The organism is Fontibacillus panacisegetis, assembly GCF_900102215.1.
Taxonomy (GTDB): Bacteria; Bacillota; Bacilli; order Paenibacillales; family Paenibacillaceae; genus Fontibacillus; species Fontibacillus panacisegetis.
Map to the genome: position 1 here is coordinate 123,582 of NZ_FNBG01000012.1, position 16,790 is coordinate 140,371.

Sequence of the window (16,790 nt, forward strand, 5' to 3'; positions counted from 1 at the left end):
ATAGATAAGTCCAATTATTTTCATTGAAATAATAGGTATAATTGGTGAGAAGAGCCCTTGCAGATGCAAATAATAACTGGCGGTAATGGCAGACAAGTGATTATACAAATTTCTAGTGAGTGTGTCTAAAGTCTTCTTTCACCTTGGCGAGAAGCTCCGGATTTTCAAGCAGCTGCAGGCCGGCAAAGGCCAGCGCCTTGGCAGCTATGATCAATGCTTCGTCTCCTCTGGCGGAAGCGGCCGCTTCCCGAAACTCAGGCGTATGCGCCACAAGATCTGAGGAACCGATTTTAATGTATTCGTGAGTGGTCGGGACAACGTGGCTGACATTGCCTGCGTCTGTTGACCCTATGCCGCCTCTCTCTTCATGAATGAGCACTTCTCCCAGCTGCTCCAGCTCTTTACCGACGATTTCATCGAGCGTTCGGTTAATGATAATATCCTTTACCTCGTTCTGGAAGCGTTCGATCTTTACCGTGCTTCCCGTTGCAAGAGCAGCACCCTCAGCAATACGGCGAATCTTGTTCGAGACTTCCTCGGTCTCAGCCCAGGTTGTCGATCGGATGTAAAAGCGCGCCGACGCGTATTCAGGGATAATATTCGGAGCATCGCCGCCATGAGTGATGATGCCGTGAATTCGCACATGACTTGGCAGCTGCTGTCGCAGTGCGCTGATGCCGTTGAACAACAGGATGACTGCATCGAGCGCATTGATTCCCTTCTCCGGTGCACCGGCCGCATGAGCAGCTTTGCCATAGAAATGAAAGTCCAGCGGGTCAACGGCGAGGCCGGATGATGTTAGTCCGGTGTCTCCGGACGGATGAATCATCAGAGCGGCGTCGATACCCTCGAACAGTCCGTGCTTAACAAAGCTGCCCTTGGCGCTGCCGTTGGTTCCTCCTTCTTCGGCAGGTGTGCCGAAAACGAATACTTCTCCACCCGTTTCTTCCAGGGTGCTGGCAAGAGCAATGGCTGCTGCGGTGCTGATCGTCCCGATCAGATTATGACCACAAGCATGGCCAAGTCCGGGAAGGGCGTCATATTCAGCCAAATAGCCGATTTTTGGACCGGGCTTGGAAGAAGCTTTACGGGCAACAAATCCAGTCTCATGTCCCGCTACATTTCGTGTTACCTCAAAGCCTGCGTTTTCCAAAATACCGCTGAGCGTCTGCGAGGCGAAGAACTCTTCGTTTCCGATTTCCGGACGGGCATGAATTTGATGGCTGGTTTCAACGTACAGCGACTTGGATTCATCGATCTGCTGCCCGATTCGCTCTTTCAAATCTTTTAAGTGCGTGGTCATTCATACGACACCTCCTGTTTATAGATAATTCCTGTAAGTATACTCGGGTTTGATCCTAAAAAAAAGAAAAACCGATATCCCCAAAATATGGGGGCGAGATTTTTATCCAATACATTAGTACACAAGAAATAAAATGTCAATGACATCGTGTGTAAAATTAATTAAATGTATCGATAGAAAAAATGAAATTGACAAGCTTTAAATCATATACTATCTTTTGTCTTATTAATTCAATATGCTTTCTTGGCTTTCGTTAGAACAGGAGTGTTGAATGTGGCTAATAAGCGTCCGTTAGTACCTCGTGATCTGTATGAATATCAATGGGTCAGTCAGCCGTCTATAGGATTTCAAGGGGCGGTCGCCTATGTAAAGCAGACGATAGATCAGAAAAATAATGACTATGTGACGCAAATACGCGTAGTTTCGCTAGACGGGGGTGACGACAGACGTTTAACGGACGGGGAGCATGATTCTGCACCTTCTTGGTCGCCTGGCGGGGAACGGCTCGCATTTTTGCGTACCTCTGAAGGAATTAAGCAGCTATATACGACCACGGTGGAGGACAGCTTGGAAAAGCCCGAACCGGATACCGTGAACGTGAAGCATACGGATTTGGCTAGGGGAGTGGACAGCTATGTCTGGTCGCCGGATGGAAGCTTTATTGCATTTACAAGCCGTGTCGAGGGGAATGAAGGAGAGGCAGCTGACGGAAAGCAGGAATCCAAAGACTTGCGGGGCCGGGTGTATGAACGCACTACTCCCAAAGCAGAAGGCTCCGGCTGGTGGGACGGGCTGCATAGCCATTTATTTGTGCTGGAGCTGAAAAGTGGCCGGATCACCAGACTGACCTGGGGCTATTGGGACGCTGCAGCTCCTGTCTGGTCGCCGGATGGCGAGTTCATTTCCTTTATCTCGAAGCAGGTGAAGGAACAAGAGCTGGATGCGGATTTACTTCACTTTGCTGATTTATACACCATTAAGCGCAGCGGGGGCGAGCCAGTAAAAATAACGTCGTCCAGCCTGCTGATTACCCAATTTGCCTATTCCCCGGAGGGGCAGCGGTTTGCACTGATTGCCAGTGACCGCGTATATGGCAGCAGCAGTCATAATAGACTGTACACGGTGTCTGCTGCGGGGGGGAATCCGGAGCTGGTAGCTCCGGAGCTGGATGTGCAGCTTGGCAATTCGGCGTTAGGCGATATGAAGCCAGCAGGGAGCGGCCGATCTCTACTATACGATTACAATAATCCGCAGCTTGGCGTATATGTACTGGGCACTCGGGATGGCAATGTGCATGTATATCGGATTGACGAGACCGGCAGCTTTGACAGGATAACCGAAGGAGAAGAGAAGGATATTTATCAATACACGCTATCTCCGGACGGACGCTATTTCGTTGTTGCCGCATTGACAGCGGAGCGGCCGGGTGAATTATACCGGGTGGATGTTCGGACGGGAGAGGAATTGAGACTTACAAGGCATAATGATGAGTTCTTTGCCGGGCTTCAGATCCTTACGCCAGAGCGAGTTGCATTTCAAGCCTCCGCTATCCATGGCTGGCTTCTGAAGCCGTTCAACCTGACGCAGGGCGAGCAGGTGAAGGTTCCGCTGGTTTTAATGATTCACGGAGGACCGCATGCGATGTATACCGGGGTGTTCAGTCATGAATTGCAGACCCTTGCTGCACAGGGATATGCTGTAGTATGGGTTAATCCACGCGGAAGCATGGGGTACGGACAAGATTTTGTCAAGGCATGCCGCGGAGACTTTGGCGGTGGAGATGCACGGGACTTGCTTGAGGCTGTTGACTATGTGCTCTCCGAATTTGACTTTGTTGATGAGACGCGATTGGGCGTAGGGGGCGGAAGCTACGGAGGCGTTATGACGAATTGGCTTGTCTCTCATACCGATCGTTTTCGTGCCGCCTTCACGCATCGCAGTATTTCGAACTGGCTATCCCTGTATGGAACAAGTGATGTTGGCATCTCCTTTACCGAGGATGTAATCGGTGGTAATTTGAAGGATGATGCGGAGATGCTCTGGTCTAAATCGCCGCTTGCTCATGCGCATCGAATGGAGACACCTTTGCTTATTTTGCACGGCGAGGATGATTATCGGACGCCTATTTCCCAAGCCGAGGAGCTATATTCTGTCTTGAAGCGATACGGAAAGACGACCAAGCTCATCCGTTATCCCGGCTCTAACCATTCCTTGCTGAAAAGCGGAAAACCTTCCTTGCGAGTGGACAGCTTCGAGCAGGTGAATGCATGGTTCAGGCAATATCTGCATGAGAATTGACGTGCCGACGTGATAAATTGTGAATGGTGAATTGAATCAGCAAAAGGGAACCTCCGATAATTCAGGGGGTTCTTGTTTTTTTGCTTTGATTTGACAAATTTAAAGCGTTGGATTGCAGGAAGATTTTGACAAGTGCAATGACGAGCTATATGCTATTGAACAACAATTTGTGAAGAAACGCTGGTTATTAGGATTTTTGAAGGAATATCTTGCTAACAATTTTGTAATTGATGTTCTGTTTATATCCTATTTGTTGTTTCAGGCGATCGTAGCTAAAGCTTTGTCCTATAGTAGTGTAGTAGTTTTGTTTAATACATCAAGGGATTTTAAAAATACACTGGTTACTGTATCAGAGGCGCTGCCTATGCTGGGAGAAAATAGCTTGTATATAGAGAAAATCAGAATGTTCTTGTCCTATGAAACCAAGATTACAAGTGAAAAAAATCTCAAGGTTCCTTCAACACCAAAGAAATTAGAGCTTAGAAATGTTTCTTTTTCATACAATGATCAAGATGGCAACATCATCAATAACATTAGCATTGTAATTGAACCTTTAACGAAGCTTGCCTTGGTAGGCTACAATGGTGCAGGGAAGACAACACTTATAAAACTGATTATGCGATTGTATGATCCAACAGAGGGTGAAATCTATTTAGACGGTATTAATATAAAAGATTATGATGTTGAAGAATACAGGCAACGAATAGGCGCAGTTTTTCAGGATTATAAGGTATATGCCTCGACTATAAAAGAAAATGTTCTTCTTGGTGAAGAGGATGTAGATGATGACAAGATTACTGACGCCCTAACTAAAAGTGAATTTGCTCTGAAATTGAATTCATTGCAGCATGGTCTGGATACGCAGCTGACCATGGAGTTTGATGAGGAAGGAGTTAATCTTTCGGGTGGAGAAAGTCAAAAGCTTGCCATTGCCAGAACTTTCTATCGTAGTACCAACATGATAATTCTGGATGAGCCTTCAAGTGCATTAGATCCAATAGCTGAGTATAAGCTGAATCAATCGATGTTTGAGGCTGCAGAGGATCGGACGTTAATTTTTATTTCTCATAGGTTGTCTACAACAAAAAGATCAGATTACATATTAATGATGGAACAAGGTTCAATTATTGAAAGAGGTACCCACGAGGATTTGGTGAAGAGTGGCGGGAAATATGCAGCGATGTGGAACGCACAGGCGAAGAGATATCAGGGATATCGGAGTAATCATCTTACTGCACATCATTTAGATGGGATTGTGTAAGTGGTGGAAAAACATGTTCGGTGACAACAATAGATAGAAGTGTTTTGACTTTTGGTTAGCACTCCCAAGATGGAGGTTTATGGATTGAATACATAAACGATAAAGACGCTCGGCTAAACGAACGATTGAGCGTCTTTTTGTCATGCTGTTCTTCACTATAACAACGCACCCTAAATCAAACAGGGGAATTCTAGAACAGATAGTTTCACGCCTCAAACGTTTATTGTTTGCTTACAGGCATCACCCATATCTCCATGCTGGTTGCTTCCGGACTGTGGCTTGCGTAGCGCTCTACCGCAAAGGGCATGCTAATCAACCCGTGATTAGGAAGCCAGGTATCAAACACATACTTTTGAGCCTTGTATAGCGTATCCATTACAAGATGCTCAAAGTCCTCTGCTTCAAAAGAGCAGACGATATATTCGCCTTCGGATAATTTCCATGTTGAATAGTCTGTAATCCCATCAATGGACTCAGCTTCAGCACCGGCAAAATAGCGATAGTACCCGTCCTTTGTTCCAGAATAAGCAACGCCAAGCTCGTCGCCATCATGCTTCAGGTTCTGAATGGCTGCCTTGTTTTCATGAAAATCATCCCATAGCTTTCCAAGCGTGTCCACACCGGTCGCACCACCTCCAGGCATTTGGTCAATCGGCTCTTCTGTGGTCAACCCGATGAAATATTGGGGGGAGGAAAGCTTGCGTCGTGTAATTTCCAGTACGATGTCATCGGCAATCAAAGGGACATTTTCATCAACAAGTGTGTAGTTCAGTAGCAGCCGCGGTTTCACAAATTGATTCAGGCGAACAGGATGGGCACGATATTCTTCCGGAGTTACACCAAAGGCCTCTTTGAATGCTCTTGTAAAGGTTTCATGACTGGAAAATCCGACTTCCAGGGCTATGTCCAGAATTCGAGTACTCTTATCCTGTAAAACCTCTGATGCTTTTGCGAGACGGCGTAGTTTAATATAATCGTTTACTGGTCTTTTTACCAATCTTCTGAACAGCCTTTGATAATAAAACTGGGACAGAGAAGCAAGCTTGGCAAGCTCATCGATTCTAATTTCCTCTGATAGATGTTCCTCAATATAATCTACAGTTATCTGTATTTGTTCCCATGCGTGCATATGTAAGCACCTCCTTGTAAACAGAATAGTCCTTTTGATATACATATGCTTGATTGCCAATGCCCTTTTTAATAAACGGACACTATTTATTTTATATGTACTGTAGAATAGAATCTACTATTGAAATGTCCTTTGTTGCATTTATCATCGGGGATTGGTCCGTACCTGATCTTCTGGCATTTCCTGTAGCGATTCCGTTCGCAGTATTGTTTTATTATGTCAGCAAAAAGCTGTGGAAAGGCCTAAAATCTTATTTGGCAAAAGCGTCAAAAAATGTTTGCGCGGGCTTGCTTTAAAACACTTTTACATACTAATCTATAATTATTGATATTGCTAATGGAGTTATTGATTCGATAACAGAGCATTTCGTGCATCAGTTATCTACGGAGGATAGGATGATGAAACAAAATTTAGTAATTAAGGGTATCTCGGCTATTTTATGGGGAGAAGCATCGAACAGGATATATATTTATGTCCACGGGAAAATGTCCTCTAAGGAGGCTGCTCAAGAATTTGCGGAAATAGCAGCAAAAAGTAATTTTCAAGTGCTGAGCTTTGATCTCCCTGAGCATGGGGAACGTAAGGACACAGATTATACATGTGAAGTCTGGAACGGTGTTCATGATTTGCGGATCATTGGAGAATATGTACAACAACACTGGGAATATATCAACTTATATGCAGTTAGTTTAGGGGCGTATTTTAGTTTGCTTGCGTACCAGAATTCTCCTATTCATCACTGCTTGTTTCAATCCCCTATTCTTGATATGGAACATTTGATACAGGATATGATGACATGGTTTGATGTGAATGAAGAAATGCTTGAGAAGCACGGGAAGATATCAACACCGATGGGAGAAACTCTGGATTGGGATTATTACTGCTATGTGAAAAACCATCCCGTTCATACATGGAATATCCCTACTGAGATACTGTACGGCTCGGAAGATGATCTGACTAGACGAGATGTCATAGATCATTTTGTTAGCAGGTTTAACGCAAATCTAACTGTGCTGCAAGGTAGTGAGCATTATTTTCATACCGAACAGCAATTAGATGCTTTGAAAAAATGGTTATCACAGCATATATGCTCAAGTTAAACGATAAATTCAAAGCTTTTTACACTCTTCGCCCCAAGTTTATTGTTGCTGATCATTTCAAAGTCGGATTGGGAGATTCCTCCACACTTTTGTGCCTTGTATTTCAACAAATTACTACCCCCATTTTTTTGAAGGTACCAATCTCCCGCTTTACTGACTGTGTAAGTGTCGGAGTCCACTTTCCAATATATAGGTGCTACGTAATCGGCAGACTCTGATACCTTATATCCAAGCAGGGTCAGAAGGTCTTCAAAATCTTTAATATGATATTGCTTTGTTTCTTGACAATAAGTCACGCTGTTTGCAAAAGTATAGACATTTTCTTCTTTATAGGTTAGTATCCATCTTCATAGTTCTCCCAGTCTATTTCAATGGGAAGGAGATCGTAATTGTCTACATATGTAGCATAATCTCTTAATACCTGTTCTATTTTTACTATAAGTTCTTTAGTGTGTTCCTCATCGTCAATTAACGTATAAAATTTAAATCTGTAAGAAGCTCCCCAATCATTAATAAGCTCCTTAGGATGAATTGATAGAGTCATCTAGAATTACAGCAATTTCATAAATGTACATATCTTGTATTCATAATAAACGATGAGTAATTTTTAAGAAAGTACAATTATTTCGATAGACAAGAGAAGCGGAAGCCTCTCTTTTTCTTTTTATGATGATGGCTTAAACCAGTAAAATAGAAAAAAATGTGGTTTGCAACAATTTGGTCTTTTGATTTGTATATAGGATAGCTGGAAAACAAACGGGGAGATAACCTTCTCGTGATGCTATTTCCAAATTACAATCTTACTTTCGTGGAGGTAATACTTATGAAAATTACAAAATCTATGGTGATCGCTGCTTCTCTGGCTGGATGCCTAACGGTGGGCGGTGTTGCCGGTATGAGCACATCTTTTGCAGATGGAGCCAACGCTTCGTCAGAAAAAAATGGAGTAGTGAAGCATCAAGTGATGAAGGGTGCTAAACAAAATAGTAGTTCTGCTGCAATAGATGAAAATGTAAAGGAAGTAACAGCAGGTGAATCCTTTAAAATTACTCTGGAGGAAAATACGTCTACGGGCTATTCATGGAGCTACAAATCCGATAGTGATGCGATCCAGCTCATTGCTGAAAACAGTGAAGCGCCATCACAGACTGATCCTCCAATGATGGGCGCTCCATCGCAAAAAACCTGGACCTTTAAAGCGGACAAGAAGGGCACATATACATTGAAGTTTTCCTATGCCCGGCCATGGGAGAAAGATGTGCCAGCTGTGGAAACTGTAACCTGCACCATCAAGGTGACGGATGAGACTACTAAATCAAAAGCCAAAGAGATCGTTACATTAAAAGCTGATGGGGCCAATGCAATAAAAAAAGATCAAAAATTCAATATCACATTAGAGGAAAATTCAAGCACCGGTTATTCATGGAACTACGTCACTAGCAGTAAAGATATCAAGCTGATTGATGAACACAATCAAGAGAAGAAAGCTGACGATGGGCTGGAGGGCGCTCCATCGCAAAAAACCTGGACCTTTAAAGTGGACAAGAAGGGCACATATATATTGAAGTTTTCTTATGCACAGTCATGGGACGCCAATGCTCATCCTGAACAAACTATGATATACAAGATCGTCGTAGAATGAGTTATTAGTTGTCATTGAAGTTAGGGGGTACTGGCTTGGCTATAGTTGAGCAAGGGATCAATCATTTGATGTATAAAATTATTCAGGCTGTTATGTATTTAAGGAGCTTGCTATTTCAATTTGCCACGAAAGAAAAGCAGCATGAAGCCGGAAATATCAGTTACCTTAATGCTGCGGAGAGAAAACAGAGCATTAACCATAAGGTGGAATGGCTGCTGGAGGAGTACGGCAATTCCATTTTACGAATGGCTTATTCATATTTGCACAGCATCACGGACGCCGAGGATGTTTTGCAGGACACTTTGATTCAATATATTAAGGCTGCTCCAAAATTTGAAAATTCCGTACATGAGAAAGCCTGGCTTTTACGGGTTGCGATTAACATTAGTAAAAATAAAATTACGTATAACAAAAAACGCGGAACTATGGAGCTCGATGAAGGGTTAGTAGCGGTTGAAGAGCACGATTTGTATTTTGTATGGGAGGCGGTAAAAAGCTTGCCTTCAAAATACAGTGAGGTGTTGCATTTATTTTATCAGGAGGGTTATTCAACGGCGCAAATAGCTAATATTGTGGCAAGAAAAGAAGCTACTGTTCGTTCCTTTCTGCATAGGGGCAGGGAAAAATTGAAGGTGATTCTCAAGGAGGAATACCATTTTGAGGAATAAATATCATGAGATTATGAGCAGGGTCCAAGTTACTCCTCAGATGCACGATAGAATTATGAGAAAAATAATGGATATGGATTTTGACGAGAAGCAGGATAAATGGAAATTTTTAAATTTTGATAAAAGGAACCTATACGTGGCAGCTTGTTTCGTATTTTTATTTGCGATCGTCTTTACCATGATCAATAAATTAGACCTAGACACCGAATCGCCTCAATTGGCTACACATGATGTTCGTGAGCATCTTTCTGTTAAAGAGCTATCCTCGAATGTTGGATACCGTGTAAAGGAAGTCGAAAATATTCCGTTTAAGGTAGATAAAACAACGTACTTCTCATATTGGGGAAATATGGCTGAAACAATCTATTCGGGGGAAAACAAGGTAGTCGTTTTTAGAATGACTAAAGGTGATGAAGACGTGAGCGGCAACTATAACGTGTTCAATGATGTAAAGAATGTTCATGCAGGCTCCTATAATGTGACCATCAAAGGCAACAATGGATTATACAATCTTGCCACTTGGCAATTCAATCGTTTTTCGTATTCCTTGGAAATAGATCATGCGATTACAGAATCAGAGATGCTTAAGATGGTGCAGTCTGTGCATTAAAAATATAAAGTATGGAACGCGCTAAATAAATTAAAGTGAGAAGTAACTCTTCTGCATATTCGGGGGCTATTTTGATTAAGGATCAATTGGATGAAGTCTCGTTCCGTTTATTTTCTCTACGCTGCGGTGAGTCAGGGTAGGAGCAGAGATAAACAACAAGGGGCTGTCCCAAAAGTTATCTAAGATAACTTTGAGGGACGCTTCTTGTTTAGCAGTGTAAAGGCAAGATATCAGGAAAAGGATGCAAAAATACAGTTTTTTAAAAGAACCAAGAAAAGAAGAAACAAAAGCCTGCAAAAATGCAGGAATATGGTTCAGAATAGACTAGTTTGAAGAGAATCCTTAGAGAAAGCCTGCACATTTGCAGCAATTTAGGCCGATTAGAGGCTTTACATAAACAAAGCCTGTATATTTGCAGGAATTTCAGGAATTCCGCATCATGACAATATTACACATGAGGTACAGTCATAGAATGCGTGGCAGGATCAAGCGGTGCAGGGATCATCTTCCTTGCACCGCTATTTCTAGTTTTGACACTAACCCTACTTTTGGGACAGCCCCTTGTTTATATACATGAAAAATTATTTTGCCGCTTTAATGAATTCTGCGGATTTAATTCCCGCCTGGCGGCCGAAGATAATGATTTCGGCAACAGAGTTGCCGCCGATCCGGTTTTGCCCGTGAAGACCGCCTGTAACCTCACCTGCTGCAAAAAGACCTGTGATCGGTTCTCCATTTTTATTTAATACTTCTGTGTTCGTGTTGATTTTCACGCCGCCCATGGTGTAGTGAATCCCTGGGGCGATTTTGATCGCGTAATATGGTGCGCCGGACAAGTCGTTGTCCATCCCGGTCATTCTTCCAAATTCAGCATCTTCTTTTTTGCTCACGCTGCTGTTCCAGGTATCCATTGTCGCTTTAAGATTATCTGCGGGGACCTCTAGTTTTTCAGCTAAAGCCTCAATGGTATCTGCCGAAATAACAAAGCCCATTTTATCATATTGTTCAATCGCTTTTACACGACTTTTAACGCCGGAGTCAAATACTAGAGTAGCATATTTTTCAGGAAGTGCATTGATTGCAGCAGTAACCTTGTCACGAGTATTCAGCTCATTAGTGAATCTTTTACCCTCTTTGGAAATGAGAATGGCTCCTTCACCGCGAACCGCTTCTCCGATCAGATACGATTTTTCTTGTTGTACTGTTGGATGGATTTGGATCTGGTCCATATCCACTGTAGTACCGCCAAGTGCTTCAATCATTTTGATCCCATCACCTGTACTACCTTCTTGGTTAGTAGTTACGTAGCCTTCCAAGTCAGGTCTAACTTCTGTAATGAGCTCCATATTGGAGCCAAAGCCGCCCGTTGTGACGACTACTGCGTCAGATGTAATGTTCTTCTCATCGGTCCCGTTGAAGATAATGGTAACACCGTTAACTTTACCGTCGGTTTCATTAATTTTTGTCACTTTAGCATTTACAAAAAGCGGAATGCCTTGTTCTTGTACATTTTTCAGCAATCCGTTTACAAGGAATTGCCCTACTGCTGATCCGTCCTCAGGACGGTGTGTGCGTTTTTCGCTCATTCCGCCTGTTATGGTGAGATTGTTCAATGTAATGCCAATGGAATCCAGCCAATCAATCGCATCTGCGGAATTGTCTACGAAGAAACGAAGCATCTCAGTATCGTTTGTACCTTTACCGCCTTTTAATGTCTCATCATAAAATGAATCATTGCTGTCATCTATGCCTTGCTCTTTTTGAAATTTCGTTTGAGAAGCATTCATCCCTGACGACGCTTTTAATGTATTTCCGCCTGCTACCGGCATTTTTTCAAAAATAACCGGATTCATCCCGTTTGCTTTTGCTTCAAGTGCAGCAGTCATTCCGGCACCACCTGCACCGATGATAATGACATCATATTTATCCTTCAATTGATCAATCGGGGTGTAGCTGGCTTGAGACGCTCCTGAGGTTGCTTCAGTTTCATTTTGCTGCTTGTCCGTGTCTTTGGCAACATTGCTGTTGCCACCATTGTTGTTCCCAGTACCGCAGCCTGCGATAACAAGCATGACTGATAGAACGAGAACAAGAACTGCCGATACTTTCTTTTTCATGGTAAACCTCCACTTTTTCTTTTTATTTGATGAACGAATAAACCGAAAAAAGGGAGCAACCGAGAAGACCGAAAGTAAAGGAGTGCGGGCCCCGCATATGTCTCCAGACCTTCAATCTTTCTCGGTTGCGTCCCCCGGTAGCTCGTCATCCTGTAATTCTGCAAAAAGTATATCATTAAACGACATCTATTGTGAATGGTTTCACAATTTATTAAAAGTTTCTCCACACTATTATCATTTTTTAATGTAAGTAAGGACGGAATCAGATTAATGTGCCAGAGAATGTATTCGTCGATAAATAAAGGACTGACAACGTGCTTCCTCGCAACGTTGCAGTCCTCTTTTTACATGCTATGAACTATTCTTCAATAACGATCCGATCCAGCTTTAGATTTACCGGATTAGCAAGTGTATCTCCCACCGGGCATTTGCTCTCCAGAAATTGTACGAACTCTTTTACCTTCTCCTCAGGGGAATTGGTTTTAATATAGAACGTATAACGAATATCGGAATAACCGGGACGTACTTCAGAACGGTTGAAAAAGCCGTCGAGATCAATTTCGCCTTCAACATCCACTCGAAAATCCTCCAGCACAACGTCAAATTTAGGTGCATAGACCCGAGCCACAATGGATTGGCATGCGCCAAGGGAGGCAAGCAGAGCTTCTACGGGGTTCATTCCTGTGTCAGTACCGCCGAGAGTTTTGGGTTCGTCGATGACCAGCTCAAATTGTCTTGCCTTGGTAAGGACTTTTACCCCTTCTTGTAATTGGGCGGTTGCTTTGAACGTTTGAATACTTGCCATGGATGTATCTCTCCTTTTTTTTGGAAGAATGTAGGTGTATAAGAGGATAAATGCAATTTTTAATTCTTACTATTTAACTGTGTTTAGTGTATTATATTTGCGCTAATCTAACCTGTCAATGAAAATAATAGGGTTAAACACTAATATTGGTAATTGTTTTTCTAGTACTATTAAAAGGAATACAGACTATCGCTGGAGAATATTTTCATCAATAATCTCAAAGGTTACAGTAACATTTAAGAGAATCAGCGGACTCCCTTTTTAGGATCTCAAGACATCGTGAGAGTGAAGGATAGAGTCATTCAATATATTCATGAAGAAAAAGATTATAGAGGCTACGTGATGGATAAAGGATGGGCTCATTCTATGGCTCATATAGCTGATGTGATCGATGAATTAGGAAGTAGCGCCCTTTTATCAGCGGATGATAAATTTGAGCTGTTGGAAGCAATCAGAACCATCATTTGCAGGAAAAATGTAGTGTACTTCAATTTGGAAGATGAGAGATTAACCTCTGCTGCTGTTACTATTCTGAGAAATGAATCCTTCGCACTGGATCAAATTGAGGCATGGTTGAGGGAGTTTAATAGTTGGGATAAGAGCAGAATATGGAATGAGGAGTATTTGATCATTTCAAATGTCAAAAATTTTCTGGCAAGCTTTTATTTTCGATTATCCCGTTATGACGAATTAAGCGTATATGCTGATATGACTAAAGAGACACTGCAGGGCATGATGCTGGAATACATATAAACTCTAAAATCTGATAGAACCCTGGCACAAGCATTGATACAATATAAAAGGGTTCTTAGATTTAAAGGATAAAAGGAGCAAAAAAGATGCAGTTTGCGAAAAGAATGGATCGATTTGGTGAAGGCATCTTCACCAAATTGTTAGATATAAAACGGATCAGACTGGAAAATGGAGAGCCGGTAATTGACCTCAGTGTAGGTACGCCGAATATTCCGCCTGCAAAACATATTATAGAAGCCTTATGCACAGCCGCAGCCGATGAAAAAAATTATGTTTATGCGATCAATGATCAAAATGAATTACTTGAGGCGGTGAGCTATTGGTATAAAGAGAGATATGAGGTTGAGCTGGACCCCAAGACGGAGATATGCTCGCTGTTAGGTTCACAGGAAGGACTTGCACATATTTCATTGTCCATTGTGGATGAGGGTGATGTAGTGCTAGTGCCTGACCCATGCTATCCTGTGTTTGCCGATGGACCTTTGATTGCGGGCGCGAAGCTGCATTATCTGCCGCAAAAAAAAGAAAACGGCTATGTCATCGATTTGCAGGATATTCCCGACAATGTAGCCAAGCAGGCCAAGCTTATGATTGTGTCCTATCCGAATAACCCTACCACCGCAATGGCATCGGATAGTTTCTATATTGATTTGATTGCTTTTGCAAGGAAATACGATATTATCGTGCTGCATGACAATGCCTATAGCGAATTAGTGTTTGACGGAAAAAGAGGCGGCAGCTTCTTATCGTTCCCTGGTGCGAGGGAGGTAGGGGTTGAATTTAATTCCTTGTCTAAAACATACGGATTGGCTGGTGCCAGAATCGGTTTTTGTGTAGGGAATGAAGAGGTTGTGTCACGGTTGAAAGTTCTAAAATCCAACATGGACTATGGTATGTTTGTGCCGATACAACAAGCAGCGATTGCGGCAATTACCGGGGATCAGCATGTTGTAGAGACAACGAGAAAGGCGTATGAGCATCGAAGAAATGTGCTTTGCGACGGTTTGAACGCATTGGGTTGGAAGATAGAAAAGCCGGAAGCCACAATGTTCGTCTGGGCAATGATCCCGCCTCATTACAAGAAATCAGAGGACTTCGCTATGGACATGGTAAAAAGAGCAGGGGTCATAGTCACACCAGGCAGCGCTTTTGGTCCTTCAGGTGAAGGTTATGTGAGAATGGCATTAGTTCAGGATGAAGAGGTTCTGAAGCAAGCTATTGATGCTGTTCGTAGAAGTGGAATTTTAAATGTGCAAGATTAGGATGGGTATGCAAACTTGCGACAATCGCAGCCTTTTTCTCGTCATGCCCTGTGGAAACTTTTCATCCCCGAAATACGTAATAAATGGTAATGTTAGATACGGAGGTGGGATAATCGTGAAACAATACCGGAATCGGGGCTTGTCTTTGCTTATTCTTGTCCTGCTCGGCGGCGGACTGCTGTTTGGCAGTGCAAAGCCTGCCCAAGCAGGTTATTGGAACGATCTCGTTAACGGTGTTAAGGAACTGTCTCAGCTTCCCTCCGAAGTCAATGAATTAAAGGAAAATTATGATGCCACGTTGGACAAGCTGGAAGAGACACAAGGAGAGCTGGAGAGCTTCCGTCAACAGAACGAGGAATTGATGGAGCGCAATAGGGAGTTGGCCGCTACTGTATCGTCCTTATCGGAGGCACAGCAAATCCGCGACGCCAATACTCAGAGAACCCGGTTGTTGCTGCTTACCGGTCTTGCGCTGTTCATCGGCTATTTTATTATACTGAGGATCGTTCGTTTGGTGCTCCGCCGTTGACTTTTGCTATAGAGAGGGGGAGTTCGAGATGGACATACATGAGAACAACGAACCGCTGGGACAAGGCGGACATACGGTAATCTTTGACTTGTGCGATGCCGAGAAGCTGCAATTGCTGCACCCCGGACAGGTCATCGCTTACCGTGGCCCCGTTCAAAGTCGGAGCGATAAGCTTATGAATATGAAGGGGATCTACCGGAAACGTAAGCTGATCTGTTCTGAATTCACCGGACCTTGTCAGTTGGTTACCGCTTTTCCTCCTTCGATCGGGCTAAAGGTCATCGAGCTTACCGAGGGCAGCGATTTGTTATATGATTTTCGGAACCTCTTTTTTTATACCGAAGGCATTCGGATGGACACTCGTGTACTTAGCATGAAAAATATGATGATTACCAGAGATGCGGTAAAAGTAAAATTTTCCGGTCGTGGAATTATTGGCATTTTGACCCAGGGTCAGGTGGTTGAGTTGCCACTGCATCCTGAGGAGCCGCTTTATGTGGAAGCCGGCAGGGTTCTTGCTTATCCCGAGAATGCCAAGCTGGAGCTTTCCGTTTACGGCAATCATCTGGCGAGCCAGCATATGCGCTACCAATGGAAGATGACCGGACGTGGCTCGGTGCTGGTTCAATCGGGCGGCTACGGGAGCGGAGAACTGGAGAAGAATCTGCAGTCGGAGGACGGTATTGTCAAACGCTTCCTGCGCGAGGTGATCCCTTTTGGCGGCATATTGATCAAATAATAGATTTTACACAGGCTCCCTTATAGTGGACATTGGAAGAATCCCCTGTGCAAGCCAATGAAAGCTATAAGTGGTGCATTTTTTTATAAAAGTATAAGTTCATTGAGCGGATTTAGCGTTCTAATGTATGTTAACTTCATACATACCTAATCTAAACCTGGTGATATCGGGAAAAGCCTGCAAATGTACAGTTTTTTAAACCAGGGATATAGGCAATGAGCAAAAACGTGCAAAAGTGCAGGGATTTTTCCCGGTATAGATAGTTTGAAGAGGATTATTAGAAAAAAGGCTGCACATTTCAGGCTGTTGAGATACCCCTACTTTTAAACTTAGTATCGAAAGAAAAATGAAAATGAAGATGTAAAATACTATACGAAATCTTGTGCATATTCGAGATAGTCCTTCTGGAAAGGTGGAGGGCTATCTTCTTAATGTTCTGTGCAGTTGCGGTTAGCAACGCTTGAATCTGTACATTTTCTCTGCCCCGAAACCGGCAATAGCGAAGCCCGTGGAGCACTTTGGCATCCGCGAAGCTTCGCTCTATAGTTTGGCATCGTATGGCGTAAGCGGCTTT

Annotated in this window: 14 protein-coding genes and 1 pseudogene; 10 read left to right on the plus strand and 5 right to left on the minus strand. The window is 43.1% G+C overall.

Going from position 1 to position 16,790, the window contains the following annotated elements; translation table 11 throughout:
* Window positions 1-112 precede the first annotated feature (112 nt).
* The gene (locus BLS49_RS12125) at window positions 113-1,303 is read right to left on the minus strand and encodes a M20 family metallopeptidase (RefSeq protein ID WP_091230407.1); all 1,191 of its coding nucleotides are present in this window, start codon (window positions 1,301-1,303) and stop codon (window positions 113-115) included.
* Window positions 1,304-1,576: 273 nt separating this feature from the next.
* On the opposite strand from BLS49_RS12125, the gene BLS49_RS12130 reads away from it, so the two are divergent.
* Both BLS49_RS12130 and BLS49_RS12135 read left to right on the plus strand, forming a co-directional pair.
* Entirely contained in the window at window positions 1,577-3,601 is a 2,025-nt protein-coding gene (locus BLS49_RS12130) for a S9 family peptidase (protein ID WP_091230410.1), read from the plus strand.
* 112 nt (window positions 3,602-3,713) lie between these two features.
* The gene (locus BLS49_RS12135) at window positions 3,714-4,862 is read left to right on the plus strand and encodes an ABC transporter ATP-binding protein (RefSeq protein ID WP_091230413.1); all 1,149 of its coding nucleotides are present in this window, start codon (window positions 3,714-3,716) and stop codon (window positions 4,860-4,862) included.
* A gap of 220 nt (window positions 4,863-5,082) precedes the next feature.
* Here the strand turns inward: BLS49_RS12135 and BLS49_RS12140 are convergent, their stop codons facing one another.
* Window positions 5,083-5,991 (minus strand): AraC family transcriptional regulator, encoded by a 909-nt coding sequence (locus BLS49_RS12140; RefSeq protein ID WP_091230416.1) that lies wholly within the window; start codon window positions 5,989-5,991, stop codon window positions 5,083-5,085.
* A gap of 395 nt (window positions 5,992-6,386) precedes the next feature.
* On the opposite strand from BLS49_RS12140, the gene BLS49_RS12145 reads away from it, so the two are divergent.
* The 4 genes from BLS49_RS12145 (at window position 6,387) to BLS49_RS12170 (ending at window position 10,011) form a co-directional block, all read left to right on the plus strand.
* Window positions 6,387-7,091: an alpha/beta hydrolase gene (locus tag BLS49_RS12145; protein ID WP_091230419.1), complete on the plus strand. Its 705-nt coding sequence runs from the start codon at window positions 6,387-6,389 to the stop codon at window positions 7,089-7,091.
* A gap of 823 nt (window positions 7,092-7,914) precedes the next feature.
* The gene (locus tag BLS49_RS12160; protein WP_175471393.1) at window positions 7,915-8,733 is read left to right on the plus strand and encodes a protease inhibitor I42 family protein; all 819 of its coding nucleotides are present in this window, start codon (window positions 7,915-7,917) and stop codon (window positions 8,731-8,733) included.
* Between the two features lie 35 nt (window positions 8,734-8,768).
* The gene (locus tag BLS49_RS12165) at window positions 8,769-9,401 is read left to right on the plus strand and encodes an RNA polymerase sigma factor (RefSeq protein WP_245742358.1); all 633 of its coding nucleotides are present in this window, start codon (window positions 8,769-8,771) and stop codon (window positions 9,399-9,401) included.
* On the plus strand, window positions 9,391-10,011 hold the full coding sequence (locus BLS49_RS12170) for a hypothetical protein (protein WP_091230431.1): 621 nt from the start codon (window positions 9,391-9,393) through the stop codon (window positions 10,009-10,011). Before BLS49_RS12165 ends, BLS49_RS12170 begins: the two co-directional genes overlap by 11 nt.
* A 581-nt stretch (window positions 10,012-10,592) precedes the next feature.
* Here the strand turns inward: BLS49_RS12170 and BLS49_RS12175 are convergent.
* Together BLS49_RS12175 and BLS49_RS12180 are read right to left on the minus strand one after the other, a co-directional pair.
* Window positions 10,593-12,128 carry a flavocytochrome c gene (locus BLS49_RS12175; RefSeq protein ID WP_091230434.1) on the minus strand — a complete coding sequence of 512 codons (1,536 nt, stop codon included), beginning with the start codon at window positions 12,126-12,128 and terminating at the stop codon, window positions 10,593-10,595.
* 358 nt (window positions 12,129-12,486) lie between these two features.
* Complete coding sequence (locus tag BLS49_RS12180) at window positions 12,487-12,933, minus strand: OsmC family protein (RefSeq protein ID WP_091230437.1); 447 nt, start codon at window positions 12,931-12,933, stop codon at window positions 12,487-12,489.
* A 255-nt stretch (window positions 12,934-13,188) separates the two neighbouring features.
* Here BLS49_RS12180 and BLS49_RS12185 point away from each other — a divergent pair.
* From BLS49_RS12185 to BLS49_RS12200, 4 genes and pseudogenes are all read left to right on the plus strand, one after another.
* Window positions 13,189-13,686 (plus strand): annotated as a pseudogene (locus tag BLS49_RS12185) (DUF2785 domain-containing protein); the annotation flags it as partial.
* An 86-nt stretch (window positions 13,687-13,772) separates the two neighbouring features.
* A complete protein-coding gene (locus BLS49_RS12190) occupies window positions 13,773-14,948 on the plus strand; it encodes an aminotransferase class I/II-fold pyridoxal phosphate-dependent enzyme (protein ID WP_091230442.1) in 1,176 nt (391 codons plus the stop codon).
* Between the two features lie 115 nt (window positions 14,949-15,063).
* On the plus strand, window positions 15,064-15,477 hold the full coding sequence (locus BLS49_RS12195; RefSeq protein ID WP_091230444.1) for a hypothetical protein: 414 nt from the start codon (window positions 15,064-15,066) through the stop codon (window positions 15,475-15,477).
* Window positions 15,478-15,505: 28 nt separating this feature from the next.
* The gene (locus tag BLS49_RS12200; protein ID WP_091230448.1) at window positions 15,506-16,216 is read left to right on the plus strand and encodes an AIM24 family protein; all 711 of its coding nucleotides are present in this window, start codon (window positions 15,506-15,508) and stop codon (window positions 16,214-16,216) included.
* 298 nt (window positions 16,217-16,514) lie between these two features.
* On the opposite strand, the gene BLS49_RS25300 is transcribed toward BLS49_RS12200, so the two are convergent.
* Window positions 16,515-16,790, minus strand: a 276-nt coding sequence (locus BLS49_RS25300) for a transposase (protein ID WP_245742359.1), incomplete at its 5' end; no start/stop codon positions are given.